Genomic DNA, 18,129 nt, shown 5'->3' on the forward strand with positions numbered 1-18,129 from the left:
GTCTTCTTCAAAAGGTCTGGCCGGCAAGCATCAGGAAATGCTCGACGATTGGTCCAAGGGCGAGGGCGGGGAAGAACTGCAATCCGCCCAGAATGATGATGACGCCGATCAACAGGCCTACAAACAGCGGCCGATCGGTGGGGAAGGTGCCGGCGGAGGCGGGGACGCGGGTCTTGGCGGCCAGCGAACCGGCAATGGCCATCACCGGCACGATGTAGCCAAAGCGCCCCAGCAGCATGGAAATTCCCAGAGTGGAATTGTACCAGGGCGTATTGGCCGAAAGCCCGCCAAAGGCCGAGCCGTTATTGCCGGCAGCGGACGTATAGGCATAGAGAATTTCGCTCAGGCCATGCGGTCCGCCGGTCAGAATCTGCGAGACGCCGAACGGCAGCACCACCGACACGGCGGTAAAGCCGAGGATCACCAATGGCAGGATCAACACCGCCAGCATGGCGAACTTGATCTCGCGGGCTTCGATCTTCTTGCCCAGCAGTTCGGGCGTGCGGCCCACCATCAGCCCGGCAACGAACACCGCCAGAATGGCAAACACCAGCATCCCGTAAAGCCCCGAGCCGACACCGCCGGGCAGCACTTCGCCGAGCTGGATCAGGAACATCGGTACAAGGCCTGCCAACGGGGTGAATGAGCCCAGCATGGCATTGACGCCGCCATTGGACAGCCCGGTGGTGACAGCGCTGTAGAGCGCGGTCATAGCCTGGCCGAAGCGGATTTCCTTGCCTTCCATATTGCCCAGCGACGGATCGACGCCGAGCGCTGTAACCAGTGGATTGCCATAGGTTTCGGCCCAATAGATGACGCCGGTGCCGATGACCAAGAGGATCACGGTGACAGAGAGCAAAGCCCAGGCCTGCCGGCGATTGCCGACCATCTGGCCGAAGGCATAGACCAGTGCGCTCGATACCGAGAGCATGGCAACGATGGCCAGATAGTTGGAGAAAGCACTCGGATTTTCGAAGGGATGCGCGGCGTTGACGTTGAAGAACCCGCCACCATTGGTGCCCAATTGCTTGATGGCTTCCTGGCTGGCAACTGGCCCCAGTGCGATAGTCTGCTGCGCGCCTTCCAGCGTCGCCGCGGTCATCGAAGCATCAAGGGTCTGTGGCAGGCCCATGGCGACAAACACCAGAGCGACCACGATGGCCAGCGGCAGCAGCACGTAGAGCGTAGCGCGGGTCAGGTCGACCCAGAAATTGCCCAGCTCTTTGGTACCGGAAGCGACAAAGGCGCGGGTCAGCGCCATGGCGATGGCAATGCCGGTGGCCGCTGAGGCAAAGTTCTGCACCGTCAGCCCCAGCATCTGGCTGAGATGGCTCATGGTGGTTTCCCCGCCATAGGCCTGCCAGTTGGTATTGGTGACAAAGCTGACGGCAGTGTTGAACGCCAGATCGGGCGCCAGCGCCGGGAAGCCCTGCGGGTTCAGCGGCAACAGGTTTTGCAAGCGCAGGATGGCGTAGAGCAGCACGAAGCCGAACAGGGAAAACAGCAGCACGCCAAAGGTATAGGCGAGCCAGCCCTGGCCCCGTTTGGCATCGACGCCGCTCAGCCAATAAATGCCGCGCTCGATGGGGCTCAGCAGCGGCGACATGAAGGTGCGCTCGCCGGAAAACACCTTGGCCATGTAAAGACCCAAAGGTTTTGCCGCGAGCAGTGTGACGATGAGGACCAGGGCGATCTGGACCCAGCCAGAGAGTGACATGATGATCTCCGGATGATCAGAAGCGCTCAGGCACCAGCATCGTCACCAGAAGGTAGACGGCCAGCGCGAGCGCGATGATGAAAGCAAGGATGAGCATGGCGGCGCTCACAGCCGGCCAAGCGTGGCGGCATAGAGCGCCAGCGCCAGCAGAGTGCCGCAACCAAGGGCAAGAAACACAAGATCAAGCATGAAAGCCTCCAATCGAGGCTCCCCTTGTCGGTCAGACCGGCATCAGAATGATATTCCGATTGCATTGGGGCGGCATAAGGAACCCATAAAGACGGCGGTGCGCGGCCACTCGCCTTAGGCCGGCGAGAACGGCGCCGTCAGCTGGCATTGCAGGCCGGCCGGATCGTAGTTCATCTGCACGGCGCCGCCGAAATCAGCGCTGAGCACCCGCTCCAGCAGCATGGTGCCGAAGCCGCGCCGCGAGGGCTTGATCACTTCCGGCCCACCCTGTTCGAGCCAGCGCCACACCAACGTCGGTGGCGCGCCGGCTTCGCCCGGCGTCAGGCTCCAGGTGATCTCGACGCTGCCAGTCTCATTGGACAAGGCGCCGTATTTGAGCGCGTTGGTGCCCAGCTCGTTGACCGCCAGCGCCAGAGACAGCGCCATCTTGGGTTGCAGCGACACCATCGGGCCGCTGACCGTGAGCCGGTTGCGCGGCAGTGGAACGATGGTGGCTTCGATCACCTCGGCCATCGAGGCCTCGGTCCACCGGGTGGTGTTGAGAATGTCGTGGGCCAGCGCGAGTGCCTGCAGACGATCGGTGAAGGCCGCTCTGGCCGTCTCCAGATCGAGATTGCGCAGGGTTTGCGAGGCAATCGCCGACACCATGGAAAGGATGTTCTTGATCCTGTGTTCCAGCTCGTGGGTCAGCATTTCCTGGCGGGCTCGGGCCTGCTTGGCTTCGGTAATGTCCTGCATGATGCCGAACATCTTGAGCGGCTTGCCTTCGGTGTCGTAGGTGAATTCGATATGGCGCGACAGCCAGCGCAGCTGGCCATTGTCCGGCCGACGGATGCGATATTCCACATTGGGCATAGCGGTGCCGCTCCGGCGGGTTTCCGCATTGGAGCGAATGTCCTCGTCGTCGGGGATGACGATGTTTTCCAGCACGCTGATATGGACGCTGTCGCGGGGGCCCAGGCCCCAGATTTCCCAGAAATGGTCCGATCCCAACACCGTGCCGGTGGATACGTCCAGTTCGAGCGACGCAATCCCTGCAGCCTGCTGGGACAGCCGGAACCGCCGCTCGCTCTGCATCAGCGCCTGTTCGACGGTTTTGCGTTCGGTAATGTCGATGGCAACGCCGATCACCCGCGCCGGGCCCGCCTGGTCAGCGCCGAGCGTCAGGGCGCGGATCAGCAGCCATTTTTCCGTGCCGTCGGGCCAGATGTGTCTGACCTCGACCTCGATTTCGGCGTCGCCCCGCGCACTGGCCTCGGCGCCGAGCCTGTCGACGCGCTCGCGCTCGCCGGGCGCATAACGCGACAGGTAGTCCTCAGTGCTCGGGCTGGCATCGGGCGGAAAGCCGTAAAGCTGGTTGAGCGCCGGAGACGGGGTGATCCGCAAAGTCGCGAGATCAAGCTCCCATACCGCCAGTTGCCCGGCGCCGATGGCGAGACGCAGCCGCGCTTCGCTTTCGGCGAGGGCCTGGGCCGAGCGCTTTTGTTCATCGATATCGGTATTGGTGCCGATCCAGCGCAGCGGCGCGCCGGATTTTCCCGGGATCGGCACGGCGCGGGCGATATGCCAGCGATAGGCGCCGTCGTGCCGTTGCAAGCGAAATTCGGTTTCGTAGGGCTGGCCTGAAGCGAGCGCCGCGGCCCAGTTGGCGCCGGAGGCCGTAAGATCGTCGGGATGGACAATCCTGGTCCAGGCCTGGCCATCCAGCTCACCGGGCTGCGCACCGGCATATTCATAGACGCGAGAATTGAACCAATCGAGCGTGCCGTTGGGCGCCGAGGTCCAGACATGGTTGGGCATGGCTTCGGCAAAAGTCTGGAACTGGGCTTCGATCTCGCGCTGGCGGGCATCCTTTTGCAGCAGCCGGAAAGTCCAGTACGAGACAAGGATCAGTCCCAGCGCGGCGGGTAGCGCCAGCGCCAGCACTGAGAGCGTGCCGGCGTTGAGGGTGGAAAAGGCTATGTCGGTGCTGACCGAGGACAACGCGATCAGGTTCGTGCCGGGCACGCGTCGATAGCCGACGATGCGATGCACCCCGTCGGCGGGCGAGATGGTTTCATAGGTGCCGGCGTTGGCCTTGGGCAGGTAGTCGGTGAACAGTATATAGTTACTGAGGTCGAGCGGCCCATCCGGCAGCGGATAGCGCGATACCAGTTGTCCATCGTCACGCAGCAGGCCGACCGTGGAGCCTTCATCCAGGCTGAGCGATTGCCAGACGCCCTGCATCAGATCGGAGTTGAATGAGAGGATGGCGGCGCCGGCAAAACTGCCATTGCGCTCAATCCGCTTGCTGATGGTGAAAATCTGCTGGCCATTGAGCCGGCTGACCAACAGAGATGAAACGTGCCACCGCTCTCCGGCCGCGACCGCCGCGAAATATTCGCGGTCCCGCACCTCGATCGGTTTGAAATCGGGATCGGTGGTCAACTGGGTCTTGCCGCTGGCGTCGACCACATAAACCTTGACGGCGCCGGGCAGCGTGGCAACGGCTTCGGCAAGTTTGGCGGCGGCTTGCGGGCCGGGCGCAGTCAGGTCTGGTCCGATCGAGTCATCGACCCGCCGCAGGATTTGCCGCGCCGATTCAAAAGCCCATTGTACATTGGTGGAAACCACCTGCGAGGCAGAGTTGGCGTGGTTCTGCACCGAAGCGTAGGTGTCCTGGTAATTTCTCCAGAACAGATAGGCCGAGCCGGTCGCAATGAATGCCAGCAACAGCACGATCAGGCCGCTCGCCAGCACCTGAGGTCTGATCCTACCGGCGGCTCCCCCGCTTGTCATGCTCGCCATTACCGTCGTGGTTCCCCATCTGCGCCGACATAACCACAGTCGCAACCCAAGATCGACGGCGGCCGATCAAGGCTCATTCCAGCGTTCGACTTCGTACAATCCGCGAGAGGATCGCTGTCGGAATTGTGCTGGGCCGTCGTCACTTGCATGAAATTTAGTTCCAGCGCCCCGCTTCGCGCCAGCGTCATAAACGGTGGGGGCTTGATTTGGTTCCAGGCGGCGGCGGTCTATTTCTGACCATTCTCGTGGCTACGGAACATTTGGGAACGCGCGCCGTTCAGCATAGTCACTGTTGCCGGAGAGCGTCATGCCCGCATCGCGTCCGATCTGGAAAGGCCAGTTGCGTTTGTCGCTGGTGTCGATTGCCGTCGAGCTTTACTCGGCGACCAAGCCCAATGCCAAACCGGCGTTCCGGCAGATTCATGAGCCCTCCGGCAAGCCGATCAACTACGAAAAAGTGGTGGCCGGCATTGGTCCCGTCGACAAGGACGAGATCATGAAGGGGTTCGAATACGAGAAGGGCGACTTCGTCCTGCTCACTGACAAGGAGATCGACGCGGTCAAACTCGAGACCCGCAAGACGCTCGAACTGACCCAGTTCGTGAGCATGAGCGAAATTGATCCGATCTATTACGACAAGCCCTATTTCGTGGTGCCCGCCGATGAACTGGCCGAGGATGCATTTCGGGTCATTCGCGATGCGCTGCGGCAGAGCGAAAAGATCGGGCTTGGGCAATTGGCGCTGCGCGGCAAGGAATATCTGGTTGCCATCAAGCCGACCGGCACCGGCCTGCTGCTCGAAACGCTGCATTATGAAGACGAAATCCGCAAAGCCGATGCGTTCTTTTCCGAGATTTCCGCCAAGAAGGCCGATGCTGACCTGCTTGAAGTGGCCACCGCGCTGATCGACAAGAAGACCGCCAAGTTCGATGCCGGCGTGTTCAAGGATCACTACCAGGCGGCGTTACGCGACCTGATCGCCCGCAAGCTCAAATCCAAGGGCAAGAAAATTTCGACCAGGGACGAGCCCTCCGAAGCCCAAGCCAGCGGCTCGAATGTGATCGATCTGATGGCGGCCCTCAAATCCAGCCTCGAAGGCGGCTCTCCCACGAAGGCCAAGTCCGCCCCGCGCAAGAAGGCCAGCTAGATGGCCAACAAAGCCGATACACTGCTGGGCGAATATCGCACCAAGCGCGACTTCGCCAAAACTGATGAGCCGTCGGGTGGCAAAGCCGGGCGCAAGGGCAAGGCGCTGAGCTTCATCGTGCAAAAGCATGATGCCACGCGCCTGCATTACGATTTCCGCATCGAGCTCGATGGTGTGCTCAAAAGCTGGGCCGTCACCAAGGGCCCATCGGACAATCCCGCCGACAAGCGCCTCGCGGTGCGGGTCGAGGATCACCCGCTCGACTATGCCAGTTTCGAGGGGACCATTCCCGCGGGCGAATATGGCGGCGGCACAGTGATGCTGTGGGATCAGGGCACCTGGGAGCCGATCGGCGATCCGCATGCGGGCCTGGAGTCCGGTGATCTCAAGATGCGACTCAATGGCACCCGGATGCATGGTGAATGGGTGCTGGTGCATATGAAGGGCCGCGACACGCATCGCAAATCCGGGCCGGATCGCGAAAATTGGCTGCTGATCAAGCATCACGATGATTTTGCCACCGACAAGGACACGCTGGTCGAGGGATTTACCACTTCGGTGTCATCGGGCCGCAGCATGGACGCCATCGCCAAGGGCGAAAAGCCGAAGAAAAAATCCAGTACGCCGGCCAAGGCGGTGTGGCATTCGGACGATGACAAGGCTGACGAGAACGTGCCCGCGCCTCCCCACGGCACTTCCAAGGACCTGCCCGATTTCCGCGAACCGCAACTGGCAACGCTGGTCGACGCGGTGCCGAGCGGGGCCGACTGGGTGTTCGAGATGAAATATGACGGCTATCGGTGCCTCGCGGCGGTGGCTGGTCCGGCGGTGCGGCTCTACACGCGTTCGGGCAAGGACTGGAGCGAGCAATTCGGCGCGCTCGTTGCGCCGCTGGCGCGGCTGACCAAGGGCAGCGCTTTGATCGATGGCGAAATCTGCGCGTTCGACGCCAAGGGTCGGACTGATTTTTCCACACTCAAGGACGCGTTGAGCAATGGCGGGCCATTGGTGCTGTTTGCCTTCGACCTGCTCGAACTCGATGGCCAAGACCTGTCGAAACTGCCGCTGACTGAGCGCAAGGCCAGGCTCAAGACGCTTTTAGGCAAGATCGAAAAAGATGCGCCGATCCAGTACTCGGAGCATGTCACCGGCAATGGCCAGCGGGTGTTCGATACCATCTGTCGGGAAGGGCACGAAGGCATTATCGCCAAGCGCGGCGACGCGGCCTATCGCGGCGAACGCAGCAAGTCCTGGCTCAAGATCAAATGCGGCAAACGGCAGGAATTCGTCATTGCCGGCTGGTCGGCCTCGCAAAAGAAGAAGTCCTTCGCCTCGCTGCTGCTGGGCACCTGGGAGGAGGGCAAGCTGACCTATCGCGGTCGTGTCGGCACCGGCTTTACCGTCGATCAGGCCGATACGCTGCAGACCCGTCTGGACAAAGCCAAAAGCACCACCAATCCGTTCGCCAATGCCCCCAGACTGATCGCCCGCGATGCCCATTGGGTGACCCCCGATCTGGTGGCCGAAATCGCCTATACCGAGTTCACCCCCGACGGCATCCTGCGCCACCCGGCGTTTCTGGAGCTGCGCGAGGACAAGCCATCGCGCCAGATCAAACTGGAAACGGCAGAGGCAGGGGCAAAGCCCGGCAAGGCCAGAAAGGTCACCAGCGTGGAACTCACTGATCAGCATGGCGTTCATGCGGCCGAAGTGGCGCATGTCCGCCTCACCAGCCCGGATCGGGTGGTGTTTCCCGGCCAGGGCGTCACCAAGGCCGAGATCGTCGATTACTATTCCAAGGTCGCCGAGCGCATGCTGCCCTATGTCACCAAAAGGCCGCTCAGCCTGCTGCGCTGCCCGCAGGGCCGCACGAAGTACTGCTTCTTCCAGAAGCATAATACCGGCGGTTTTCCCGAGCAGATGAAGTCGCTGCTGATCGCCGAAAAGAACGGCGAGAAGGAAGACTATTTCTATATCGAGGATTTTGCTGGGCTGGTCGCCGGCACGCAGATGAATGTGCTGGAATGGCACCTGTGGGGCTCGCGCATCGACGACATCGAAAAGCCCGAACGGATCATTTTCGATATCGACCCTGATGAAGGCCTGGGCTTTGCCGAAGTGCGTTCGGCGGCCAAGGATATTGCCAGGGAACTGGGCAATTGGGGGCTGGAAAGCTATCCGCTGATTTCGGGCGGCAAGGGCATTCACGTTATTGCTCCGCTCAAGCCGGTTACCGAGTGGCCGCAGGTCAAGGCGTTCTGCAAGACCTTCGCGCAGCGCATGGCCGATCGCGAGCCGGACCGGTTCATCGCCACGATGAGCAAGGCCAAGCGCAAGGGCAAGCTGTTCATCGATTATCTGCGCAATGAGCGCGGCTCCACCGCCATTGCGCCGTGGTCGATCCGCTCGCGCGCAGGCGCCCCCTGCGCGGTGCCAGTGAGCTGGGACGAACTGGACACCATCAATGGGGCCAACCAGTTTAGCCTCGAAACTGCGGCGGGTCGTGCGGCGCTGCCCGATCCGTGGAAGGACTATTTCTCCACCACCCAATCGATCACCAAGGCAATGTGGAGTGCCGTGGCCGGCTAGGGTGTCTTGAGCAGGGCCGAGCGGGCTGCCATGCGGGCGGTCAGTTCGGCCAGGCTGCTCGTATCGACCGGGGCAATTCCGGTCTCGGTGTCGGCGATCTGCCGGTAAAACGCTTGCAGCGCCCTCTGCCTTGCCAGATCGAGGTCGATGACGCTCAGGTGTACGGCGGCCGGGGCGGTCAACCATGGCAGGATCGGTGTGCCGGCCAGCGACGGCATGGCGCCCCCATCAAGCCAGGCGGCAGCGTCCAGCCTATTGGTCAGATACCGCACCGGCGCTGCGGGCACAGCGGCGATACAGGGTGCCGCATAGCGCTGGTAAAGGGCCGGAAGCGCTGCCAGCCGTTCCGCCAGAAACGGCAGGTGCAGCCGGACATGCAAGATGGTGCGGTCGCCCCGGGTGAACGGTTCCACCGCAAGGCCACAGCCGCCGGGCGCCATATCTGGGGTCATTGCATAGCCTGCGGTTTGTAGCGTCAGGTGCAGATAGCGGTCGGCATCCCAGCGATCAGTGATGATGATGCTGGTGCCGGGACCGGCGGTATCCACGGTAGAAGCGAGGGTGGCAAAGTCGAATTCTACGCTTTGCTGCCACTGGCTCCACACCAGCGGCGACCACAGCCGCCCGGTAACGCTATGGGGACCATCGGTGATCCAGACGGTGCTGGGCCAGACCATGAACGCCAGCAGTGCGCCGCACCACAGCACCACCTGATAGCGCAGGCCGGCGATGGCGGTTCGCAGCGCTACCAAGCCCTCGACCGCGAGGCAGGCCACAAACGGGGTGAGCAGCAGCAGTTGCCGCGCCTGCCAGAGCTTGCCCCAATAGACCAGCAGGAACAGCGCCGGCACGCCGATCAGCAGCGCCATGCGCAGTCCGTTGCGGCGGCGGATGACGATGATGCAGCCGATGGCGGCCAGCACGCCGATCGGCAGTCCGCCAAATGCCAGGAGCTGCACCAGTTGGCGCGGCAGATCGAGATCGCGGTGCCAGAGATCGACAGTGCCGGTGACGGTGCGCATGACATCGAGCGGAGTAACGCCAAAGGCCAGCAGGGCGCCCGTTTCGACCAGCGCGGCCATGCAGAGGCCGAGCGCCAGGCGGATAAACAGGGCAAGGCTAAAACCATGCCGTTCGACCAGTAGCAGCGCCAGCGCGGGCGCCATCAGCAAGGCATCGCTGCGGGTCAGCACCGCCGCGCCAAACAGGGCGCCAGCGCCGATGATCGCCGGGAAACCGGACCTGCGCGCCGCCAGCGCCAAAGCGGCAGCCGCCAGCGCAGCGGAGAGCACATTGTCATTGTAGAAAAACGCGCTCTCCCCGAGGCCGGGCAATAGCAGCAGGATCAGCACGACGATGGTGGCGGGCGAGCGCGTCCAATGCCGCACCAGCGCCAAGCTGGACAGCACCAGCAGCGCAAAACCGGCGATCATCAGCAGGCGCAGGCCGAGCGCGCTGGACCCGGCGGCGAGCAGTGTTGCGCCGGCTGCGGCAAGGTTCATCCCCAGCCGCGACAGCATGAAAAATTCCGCGCTAAACGGATAGGCGCGGTCAAAATTCTGCAGGTCACCGCCGAGCAGATGGCGCGCGATGGATTCGATGGAAGCAGAAAAGCCTTCGACATGGGCTGGAAACAGCGCTGGATACCACAGCCACCCCGCCAGCAGGGTGAGCGCAATGGCCCAAAGTCTTGTCATGGTCGAAGGCATCTTGTGTCTCGCTGAGAGAACCAAGAGTCGCACGAGCCGCGTTAGTGCAAGGTTACTGGCGGGCGCGTTAGCTTTACTCGGAATCAACCCCGGCTGGGCCATGCTATGCGTCCGACAGTCGCCAGAGGATCAAGCGCCCTTGCCCGAACCCTTCGCCATGAAGCCGGCGCTGCAGTTTATCGTGCTGTCGGGAGCCGGCTGGCTGCTGGATTTTTGCCTGTTCTGGTGTGCCATTGTCATGCTGGGCCTGCCGCCCGGTCCGGCCAATGTCATCAGCGCCACCATTGCGGCGATGGCCGTCTATCTGGTGTCTAGCCGGCTGGTGTTTGGCCGGAGCGAGGCCTCCGGCAAGGCTATGTTCATTTACCTGCTCTATACCGAGGCCAATATCGCGCTGTGGGCGCTGGCAATCACCGTATTGGCTGGCCTGCTGGCCGCGATGATGGCGCCGATACACGCGGCCCTCGTTGCCAAGATCCTGGTGACCCCGCTGTCGCTGACCTGCAATTTTCTGGTGACCCGGTTTCTGGTCCAGCGAGGACGCCTTGCCCGCTAAAATCCTGGTGTTCGTTCCGGCCTACAATTGCGCCGGCCAGATCGGCCGCGTGCTCGATCAGCTGGCGCCGCCCTGGGTGCGAGACCTGATTGCCAAGGTCATCGTTATCGACAATCGCAGCAGCGACGGCACGGTGGGCGTGGTGCGGTCGCGGATCGCGGCGCGCGGCGATGGCTTTGTAGCGCTGCTGCAGAATGAGCAGAATTACGGACTGGGTGGTTCGCACAAGGTGGCGTTTTCCTATGCGCAGGCCAATGGGTTTGACTTTCTGATCGTGCTGCATGGCGACGATCAGGGCACGCTGGCCGATCTGCGGCCCTCTCTGGAAGACGGCTCGTTTGCCGCGGTCGATTGCCTGTTGGGCAGCCGGTTCATGGCGGGCTCGAAGACGCCGGGCTATTCAAAGCTCCGGCTATGGGGCAATCACGTCTTCAACGCGCTCTATTCCGCCTGCCTGTTCGGCCGGGTGCGCGATCTGGGGGCGGGGCTCAATCTCTATCGCGTCTCGGCGCTGGCGCGGCTCGATTACGCGCGCTACCCGGATGATCTGACGTTTAACTGCGTCCTACTGGCCGCGCAGATGATCGCCGGACTCAAAATCCGTTTCGTGCCGATTTCGTGGCGGGAGGACGATCAGGTGTCCAATGTGCGGCTGGTGCGCCAATCGTTTCGGACGCTGAAGATTGCGTTGCGGGCGCTGGTACGGCGGCGGTCGTTTGCCGGTTTGGAGCATCGCCGCGTTGTTCACTCGGTCTATTCGTGGACCCAGATCGATGGCTGAGCCAATCCACATGGTGATGCCGATGGCCGGGCAGGGGTCGCGCTTTGCCAAAGGCGGCCATGCGCTGCCCAAGCCGTTGATCGAGCTGTTCGGCAAGCCGTTTTTCCACTGGGCCGCCCGCGGCGTGCTGGAGCAGGTGCCGCAGTGCGGGTTGAGCTTCGTAATCCTGGAACAGCACCAGCGCGAGTTCGATCTCGGCGGGCGGATCAACGCTTGTTTTCCGCAGGCCCGCATCGTTGCGTTGGCGCAGCCGACCAGCGGGTCGCTGGAAACGGCGCTGCTCGGGCTGGACGGGCTTGATCCGGCTATGGCGGTCATCATCAATGATTGTGATCACGCCTTTGGCTACAGCCAATTGCCATCGGCGATTGCCGGTTTGCACGCGGGCGAGTTCGATGGGTTCCTGAGCCATTTCCCGTCGCAGTCTGCCAATTTCTCGTTTGCTCGCTATGGCAGCGATGGTGCTCTGATCGAGACCGCCGAGAAGCGCGTCATCAGTGACCGGGCGATTGCGGGCGTCTATGGCTTTGCCTCTGTCGAATTGCTGCACGCGGCGGCAGAGATATACCGGGTGAATTGCCCTTACCCCGAATTGTTCGTCAGCGGCGTCTATGACGTGCTGGTGGCCGAGGGACGGCGGATCGCGGGGTTTGATCTGGATTTCCATGTGCCGTTCGGCACGCCGGCGGAACTGACGGCGGCGTTGCGCCATCCCGAGCGGTTCGAGGTGCAGCAATGACGCTGTCACCACTGGCAATCTTGTATTTTATTGCTGCTGTCGCGGTACTGCTGCTCTCGCACATTGTGCGCACGGTGCGCTGGCGGCTGATCCTGGTGCAGACCGGAATTGCAGTGTCCAATCTGCAACCGCTGGCCTCGCTCAGCCTGGGTTATCTGGTCAATACGGTCTTGCCGTTCCGCCTGGGCGAAGTGGTGCGTGGGGCTTATCTCGCCTATGCAGCCAAGGCCAATCCGGTCAGCGTTCTGGCCACCATCGTGTTCGAGCGCACCATCGATCTGCTGGCCGTGGCGGCGTTGGCGCTGGTCCTGCTGCTATCACCAATCAATCAGTGTGGTGCTGGCGCCGGCCGCAGCCGCGCTGCTGGCGCTGGCCGCAGCCTCGTTGCTGCGGCTCAGTCGCTGGGCCAAGCGGCTGACCTGGGCGGTGGCGTCAATCTTCAATGCCGGCCTCAAGACCGCGCTGCTGCATTTCGCGCAGAGTTTTGCCGGCCTGTTTGCCTCGCGCGCACTGCTGCCCAGCGTCAGGTTCTGGGCGCTGACGACTTTGATGTGGGCTGGCTACATGGCGTCGCTGGCGCTGTTTGCCGCCGCCATCGGCGCCAGTTTTCCCAGCGAGTTTTTGAGCGTCTATAGCGCACCCCTCGCGGGCAGCGTCGCCTGGTCGTCGCCCGATTGGGTGCTGATCGCCTATCTGACGCTGCCGGTGCTGGCCATCGTGGTGTTTGCAGCGCTGACTGGCTTTAACGTGCTGGCGCGGTTTCGCGGCGCGTTGCGCTGGGTCACCCGCACCGAGAATTTTGTCACGGCGCCAGCCGAGTTGCTGCCGGTCAATTTCGGCAGCGATGTGCATTATGAGGCGTTTCTGGACCGGCGGTTCCGGGGCGATGGCGGTTTGCTGCTGGAGTTTGAGGAGCGCGGTATCGGCAAGGGCCTGCTGCACCGGGTGTTCCATGGCGGCTCCGGCGCCATCACCGCGCTGATCGAAATCGACGGGCAATTGCTGGTGCGCAAATTTGCCAGTGGCAGTGCGGGCCAAACCCTGCTGGCGCAATATGATTGGATCGAGCGATTTGCTCCTGACCTGCCAGTGGTGCAAACCATGGGTCGCCGCTCCGATAATGGTGACCAGCTCTATGACATGCGCTATCTCGGCGGCACGCGGGATTTCTATGAAGCCATCCATACCGAAACGCTGGTGGCGTCGGCCGCTATTCTGGGCGACGTGGTGGCGCGGCTCGATGCTTTCCACGCCAGCCATGCCGCGGCCGATGCGCCCGACGCGGCGGTGCGGGACTATCTGCAGCGCAAAGCCAGCGCTAATCTGAATCAAGTGATAGCGGCATTGCCGGAGCTGTTTGAAGCGCCGAGCATCGAGATCAACGGGCGCCCGTTCGCACTGGCCAGTCTTGAAGTGTTCCGCCAGCTCGACTGGCTGGTCGGCAAGCTTAATCAGCGACGGCAGGCCGATATCCATGGCGATCTGACCATCGAGAACATCATGGTGCGGCCCGAGCCGGGTCCGGCCAACTGGTTCCTGATCGATCCCAATCCGCACAATGGCTTTCAAAGCCCACTGATCGATTTTGCCAAGCTGATGCAGTCGCTGCATCTGGGCTACGAGGCGGTGCACCGCGATCCGCGCGCCAGTTTCGCCAATGGCAAACTGACGGTGAGCCTGCATCGTTCGTCGCAATACAGCGCGCTATTTGCCGGGCTGTGCGATGACTTGCGCCAACGATTCGGCGAGGCCGGATTGCAGCAGGTGTTGCTGCACGAAATGATCAACTACCTGCGGCTGATCCCCTATCAACTGCGCCGGTCTCCGACTGCCGGTACAGCCTTCTTCGGCTGCCTCTGCATTTTGCTGCAGGACTACCAGGAGCGCTATCCGGGCGACCTGCCGGCCTGATCATTCTGCCGTTTGGGGCGGGCTGTCCGGCTTTGGCCTGGGCAGGAATGGATCGGCCAACTGGCGCAATGGCTGGTCGACCGGGGGCGCGTCGTCGGCGCCATAGGCCTTGGGATAGCTTTTGCCGGGCAGGTGCATGGTGCCGCCGAGCCAATCGAGGAATGCCAGTTGCGCCGCAAAGTTCTTGTCATAGGCCTGGCGCTCATTGGCGTGGTGCCAATGGTGGAATTGCGGGGTGACCAGAAGCCATTTGAGCGGACCGAAGCCGATGCGGATATTGGCGTGGACCAGCACCGCATGGGCGGTCTGGATGACGAACAGGATGGCCACTGCCTCGGTCGAATAACCCAGGGCAAAGATTGGCAGTAGCGAGATGGCCTTGGTCAAAACCTGATCGACTGGATGGACGCGATAGGCCGACATCCAGTCCAGTTGTTCGCTGGAATGATGCACTGCGTGAAAGCGCCAGAGCAATGGCACGGCATGGAACATGCGGTGGGCCAGATAGAGCCCGATATCGGCAATCACCAGGGCTTCGATCACCTGCAGCACCAGATGCTGGCTGCGGATGGCGTCGCCCACGGCTGCCGGCATGACCAGGTTGACCCCCGCCATGGCGACCAGCGTGACCAGTCCCAGGCCAAGCCGGGTGATCTGGGCGATGACGAAGAAATAGATAGCGTCGACCGAAAGCGTCTGGCGCAGGATCTTCTGGTCTTCATGCAGATGCAGGATGCGTTCGAGCGGCACAAACACCAGCGCTAGCACCAGGATGGTGCGCAGGTTGAAAAACTCGACAATGGCGTTGAGATTGTCCAAAAGCGACCGTCCTGCAGCTGATGGAACATTCAAGCACGAGGTTGGTTAACCTTTTGTTCAGAGCCAGCGCCGCGCGACGTTGCAGATTTTTGTTCCCAGCCAAAAATGGAATGATAGCGTGGACCTTCGGAGATGCCCCTAACGGGCCGCCAGTTTCTGACATGACAACAAGACTGCGACTGCAACGCAGGTGATCCGGAGGACCGACAATGCCAGAACAAGCCTATCTCAACCGCGTCGCCACGGCTGTTCCGAGCAATGACGTACACCGGTTCTTCATCGAATTTGCCAGCGAGCTCTTGTCCGAGGACCCGCGCCGCCGGGCGATTTTCAACCGCATGGCCGACAAGGGCGGCATCGAGCATCGCTTCTCCAGCTTTGCCCCATCGACAGATGCCAGGCGCAGTGCCGATGCGGATGGCGTGTTCACGCGCGGCAGCTTTCCGGGCACCGCCAAGCGGATGGACATGTTTGCCGCCACCGCGCCGCTGCTGACCACCAATGCGGTGGAAAAGGTGCTTGAAGGGCAGGATAAAGCCTCGATCACGCATCTGATCGTCACCACCTGCACCGGGTTCTCGGCACCCGGGATGGATCTGGAAATCATCGCCCGCAACGGGCTGTCATCGGGGATCGAGCGGACCATCATCGGTTTCATGGGGTGCTATGCCGCGATCAACGCGCTCAAGCAGGCCCGCCACATTGTGCGTTCCGAGCCCGCGGCGCGGGTGCTAGTGGTCAATATCGAACTCTGCACGCTGCATCTGAAAGAAACCACCGATCTGGAAAAGCTGCTGTCATTCTGCCTGTGGGGCGATGGCTGCGCCGCCTCGCTGGTCAGCGCCGAACCGACCGGTATCGCGCTCGACAGTTTTCACGGAGTGGTGGCCGCCGACAGCCGCGACTTGATGACCTGGAGCGTGCGCGACGATGGGTTCGACATGGTGCTGTCGGGTCAGGTGCCGGCGGCGATCAATGATGTGCTGGGCGCCAAATCTGCCGAAATCCTGCGGGGCACGCCGATCGCCGATATCGACCTGTGGGCTGTACATCCGGGCGGGCGCTCGGTGCTAGATGCGGTCGAGCGGGCGCTCAATCTTGCCCCCGAGGCGCTGGCGCCATCGCGCGAAGTGCTGCGCGCCAATGGCAATATGAGTTCGGCCACGGTGATGTTCGTGCTGGCGGCGATGCTGGCGGCGCGGCAGGGCGGCGAGACGGGCTGCGCCATGGCGTTCGGACCGGGCCTGACCGCCGAAACCATGCTGTTCCATACTGTTGACGCAGCGCAGTGATGGCGGGCGCGCTGGCGCAACGGCGGCTGGTGCCGGAACTGCTCGACAGTCTGGCCATCGATGATCCGCGCGCCGTCAGGTCGCGGCGCGATCTGGTGCTGGTCAATGCGCTGATGATGCAGAGCGCTATCATGGCGGGACTGTTCCGCAGGCATGTAAAGCCGGTCAAACTGCGATTGCTGGAAATCGGTGCGGGCGATGGGGCGTTCATGCTGTCGGTCGCGCGGCGGCTGGGACGGGCCTATGGCGATGTCGACCTGCTGCTGCTCGATCAGGCCAATCTGGTAACGCCGCAGCGCATCGATCAGTTTGCCGCGCTGGGCTGGCGCGTGCAGGTGGTCACCGCCGATGTGTTCGACTGGATCGGGCGGCCCGAAGCGGGGCGGTTCGATGCGGTGTCGGCCAATCTGTTCCTGCACCACTTCCAGGGCGACATGCTGACCAGGCTGCTGGCGGCGATACCGACGCTGGCGCCGGTATTTCTGGCCGCCGAGCCGTCCCGCAGCATGCTGGCGCTGTGGGGCTCGTATCTTTTGGCGTTGGTGGGGGTCAACGACGTGACCCGGCACGACGCGGTGGTCAGCGTGCGCGCCGGATTTACCAGCGATGAACTGTCGCTGGCCTGGCCCCGTTGCGCCGGCCAGCAACTGGTCGAACGCCGTGTCGGTCCTTTCACTCATGTGTTCGCCGCCATCCAGAAGGAGGGCAGGGCGTGAGTTACGATGCCATCGTCATCGGCGCGGGGCCGGGTGGTGCTTCGGCGGCGTTGTCGCTGGCGCGGCAGGGGCGATCGGTGGCGATCATCGAGCGCAGCGAATTTCCACGCCGCAAAGTCTGCGGCGAGTTCATTTCGGCGGTTAATCTGGCGCTGCTCGACCGGCTGGGGGTCGGCGAGGCGTTCCGCGATCTGGCCGGGCCGGAAGTGTCCCGGCTGGCCCTGTTCGCCGCCGGACCGGCGCTGGAAGCGCCGATGCCCAAGGCGAGCGGCAATGCCTTTGGTCGGGCATTGGGGCGCGACGTGCTCGACGGCTTGCTGCTCGAGGCCGCAAAGGCCGAAGGCGTGACGGTGCTGCAGCCATGGCGCGCCGTCGAAATCAGCCGCGAAGGCGAACTGGGGCTGGTGCGCATCGAGGACCGCGACCAGCAGTTGGAATTGTCAGCGCCGGTGGTGATCGCCGCCCATGGTTCGTGGGAGCCCGGCAAGCTCGCCAGCAATCTGGAAAAGCGCAACCAGAAGCACGACTTCCTTGGTTTCAAGGCGCATTTCACCGAGGCGGCGCTGGCGTCCGACCTGATGCCGCTGATGGTGTTTCCCGGCGGCTATGGTGGCATGGTCTGGGCCGATCAGGGGCGGCTGTCGGTGTCGTGCTGCATCAGGCGCGACGTGCTGACCCGGCTGCGCGTCGAGCACGCCGGCCTATCAGCCGCCGAGGTGGTGCATCTGCATATCATGGGGTCGTGCCCTGCGGTGCGCAGCGCGATTGGCGGCGCCAGCCTGCATGGCGAATGGCTGGCGGCGGGGCCGATCCGGCCCGGCATTCGGCCCCGCTTTGCCGCCGAGATTTTTCGCGTTGGCAATATTGCCGGCGAGTCGCATCCGATCATTGCCGAGGGTATCTCGATGGCGCTGCAATCGGGCTGGCTGCTGGCCGAGCAGTTGGCGCAGGTCAAGACCTGGGATCGGGCAGGGCGCGAGGCAGCCGGTGCGAACTATGCCAGCGTCTGGCGCCGCCAGTTTGCCACCCGCATCCGCGCCGCCGACGTGCTGTCGCGGCTGGCGATCTTTCCGCAAAGCGCGGCGCTGATGCGCGGCGTCGTCAACGTGTTCCCCGCCGCGCTGTCGATCGGCGCGCGCCTCAGCGGCAAGACCAAGACGCTGCCGGGGTTTTAGCG

15 protein-coding genes are annotated in these 18,129 nt (G+C 62.8%); 10 read left to right on the forward strand and 5 right to left on the reverse strand.

All coding sequences use genetic code 11. The features are described from left to right. Positions 1–7: 7 nt before the first annotated feature. From kdpA to ABIT12_RS04360, 3 genes are all read right to left on the reverse strand, one after another. Positions 8–1,717 (reverse strand): potassium-transporting ATPase subunit KdpA, encoded by a 1,710-nt coding sequence (gene kdpA / locus ABIT12_RS04355; RefSeq protein WP_348042204.1) that lies wholly within the window; start codon positions 1,715–1,717, stop codon positions 8–10. 16 nt (positions 1,718–1,733) lie between these two features. Next, positions 1,734–1,814 (reverse strand): potassium-transporting ATPase subunit F, encoded by an 81-nt coding sequence (locus ABIT12_RS18320; protein WP_407065585.1) that lies wholly within the window; start codon positions 1,812–1,814, stop codon positions 1,734–1,736. Positions 1,815–2,020: 206 nt separating this feature from the next. Then, positions 2,021–4,645: a PAS domain-containing protein gene (locus ABIT12_RS04360; RefSeq protein WP_348042206.1), complete on the reverse strand. Its 2,625-nt coding sequence runs from the start codon at positions 4,643–4,645 to the stop codon at positions 2,021–2,023. 355 nt (positions 4,646–5,000) lie between these two features. Between ABIT12_RS04360 and ABIT12_RS04365 the strand changes: the two genes are divergently transcribed. Then, positions 5,001–5,840 (forward strand): Ku protein, encoded by an 840-nt coding sequence (locus ABIT12_RS04365; RefSeq protein WP_348042207.1) that lies wholly within the window; start codon positions 5,001–5,003, stop codon positions 5,838–5,840. Beyond that, entirely contained in the window at positions 5,841–8,429 is a 2,589-nt protein-coding gene (gene ligD, locus ABIT12_RS04370; RefSeq protein ID WP_348042208.1) for a DNA ligase D, read from the forward strand. It begins immediately after the preceding gene. Here the strand turns inward: ligD and ABIT12_RS04375 are convergent. After that, a complete protein-coding gene (locus tag ABIT12_RS04375; RefSeq protein ID WP_348042209.1) occupies positions 8,426–10,126 on the reverse strand; it encodes a hypothetical protein in 1,701 nt (566 codons plus the stop codon). The genes ligD and ABIT12_RS04375 overlap by 4 nt on opposite strands. Positions 10,127–10,277: 151 nt before the next feature. On the opposite strand from ABIT12_RS04375, the gene ABIT12_RS04380 reads away from it, so the two are divergent. The 5 genes from ABIT12_RS04380 to ABIT12_RS04400 are packed head-to-tail and all read left to right on the forward strand — an operon-like array spanning position 10,278 to position 14,125. Next, a complete protein-coding gene (locus ABIT12_RS04380) occupies positions 10,278–10,694 on the forward strand; it encodes a GtrA family protein (protein WP_348042210.1) in 417 nt (138 codons plus the stop codon). Continuing rightward, positions 10,684–11,475: a glycosyltransferase family 2 protein gene (locus tag ABIT12_RS04385; protein ID WP_348042211.1), complete on the forward strand. Its 792-nt coding sequence runs from the start codon at positions 10,684–10,686 to the stop codon at positions 11,473–11,475. Before ABIT12_RS04380 ends, ABIT12_RS04385 begins: the two co-directional genes overlap by 11 nt. Continuing rightward, on the forward strand, positions 11,468–12,214 hold the full coding sequence (locus ABIT12_RS04390; protein ID WP_348042212.1) for a hypothetical protein: 747 nt from the start codon (positions 11,468–11,470) through the stop codon (positions 12,212–12,214). The genes ABIT12_RS04385 and ABIT12_RS04390 overlap by 8 nt, the downstream gene beginning before the upstream one ends. Further along, positions 12,211–12,849: a lysylphosphatidylglycerol synthase domain-containing protein gene (locus ABIT12_RS04395; protein ID WP_348042213.1), complete on the forward strand. Its 639-nt coding sequence runs from the start codon at positions 12,211–12,213 to the stop codon at positions 12,847–12,849. Before ABIT12_RS04390 ends, ABIT12_RS04395 begins: the two co-directional genes overlap by 4 nt. Continuing rightward, positions 12,779–14,125, forward strand: a complete 1,347-nt coding sequence (locus ABIT12_RS04400; protein ID WP_348042244.1) for a phosphotransferase — start codon at positions 12,779–12,781, stop codon at positions 14,123–14,125. Before ABIT12_RS04395 ends, ABIT12_RS04400 begins: the two co-directional genes overlap by 71 nt. Here ABIT12_RS04400 and ABIT12_RS04405 read toward each other — a convergent pair whose 3' ends face one another. Next, positions 14,126–14,944, reverse strand: a complete 819-nt coding sequence (locus tag ABIT12_RS04405) for a sterol desaturase family protein (RefSeq protein WP_348042214.1) — start codon at positions 14,942–14,944, stop codon at positions 14,126–14,128. A 209-nt stretch (positions 14,945–15,153) separates the two neighbouring features. Between ABIT12_RS04405 and ABIT12_RS04410 the strand changes: the two genes are divergently transcribed. From ABIT12_RS04410 to ABIT12_RS04420, 3 genes are read left to right on the forward strand one after another with little or no spacing between them, the layout of a single operon-like run. After that, entirely contained in the window at positions 15,154–16,236 is a 1,083-nt protein-coding gene (locus tag ABIT12_RS04410; RefSeq protein ID WP_348042215.1) for a type III polyketide synthase, read from the forward strand. Next, entirely contained in the window at positions 16,236–16,952 is a 717-nt protein-coding gene (locus tag ABIT12_RS04415) for a hypothetical protein (protein ID WP_348042216.1), read from the forward strand. Before ABIT12_RS04410 ends, ABIT12_RS04415 begins: the two co-directional genes overlap by 1 nt. Further along, a complete protein-coding gene (locus ABIT12_RS04420; RefSeq protein ID WP_348042217.1) occupies positions 16,949–18,127 on the forward strand; it encodes an FAD-dependent monooxygenase in 1,179 nt (392 codons plus the stop codon). The genes ABIT12_RS04415 and ABIT12_RS04420 overlap by 4 nt, the downstream gene beginning before the upstream one ends. The last annotated feature ends 2 nt before the right edge of the window (positions 18,128–18,129 follow it).

This window comes from Devosia sp., assembly GCF_039927955.1.
Taxonomy (GTDB): domain Bacteria; phylum Pseudomonadota; class Alphaproteobacteria; order Rhizobiales; family Devosiaceae; genus Devosia.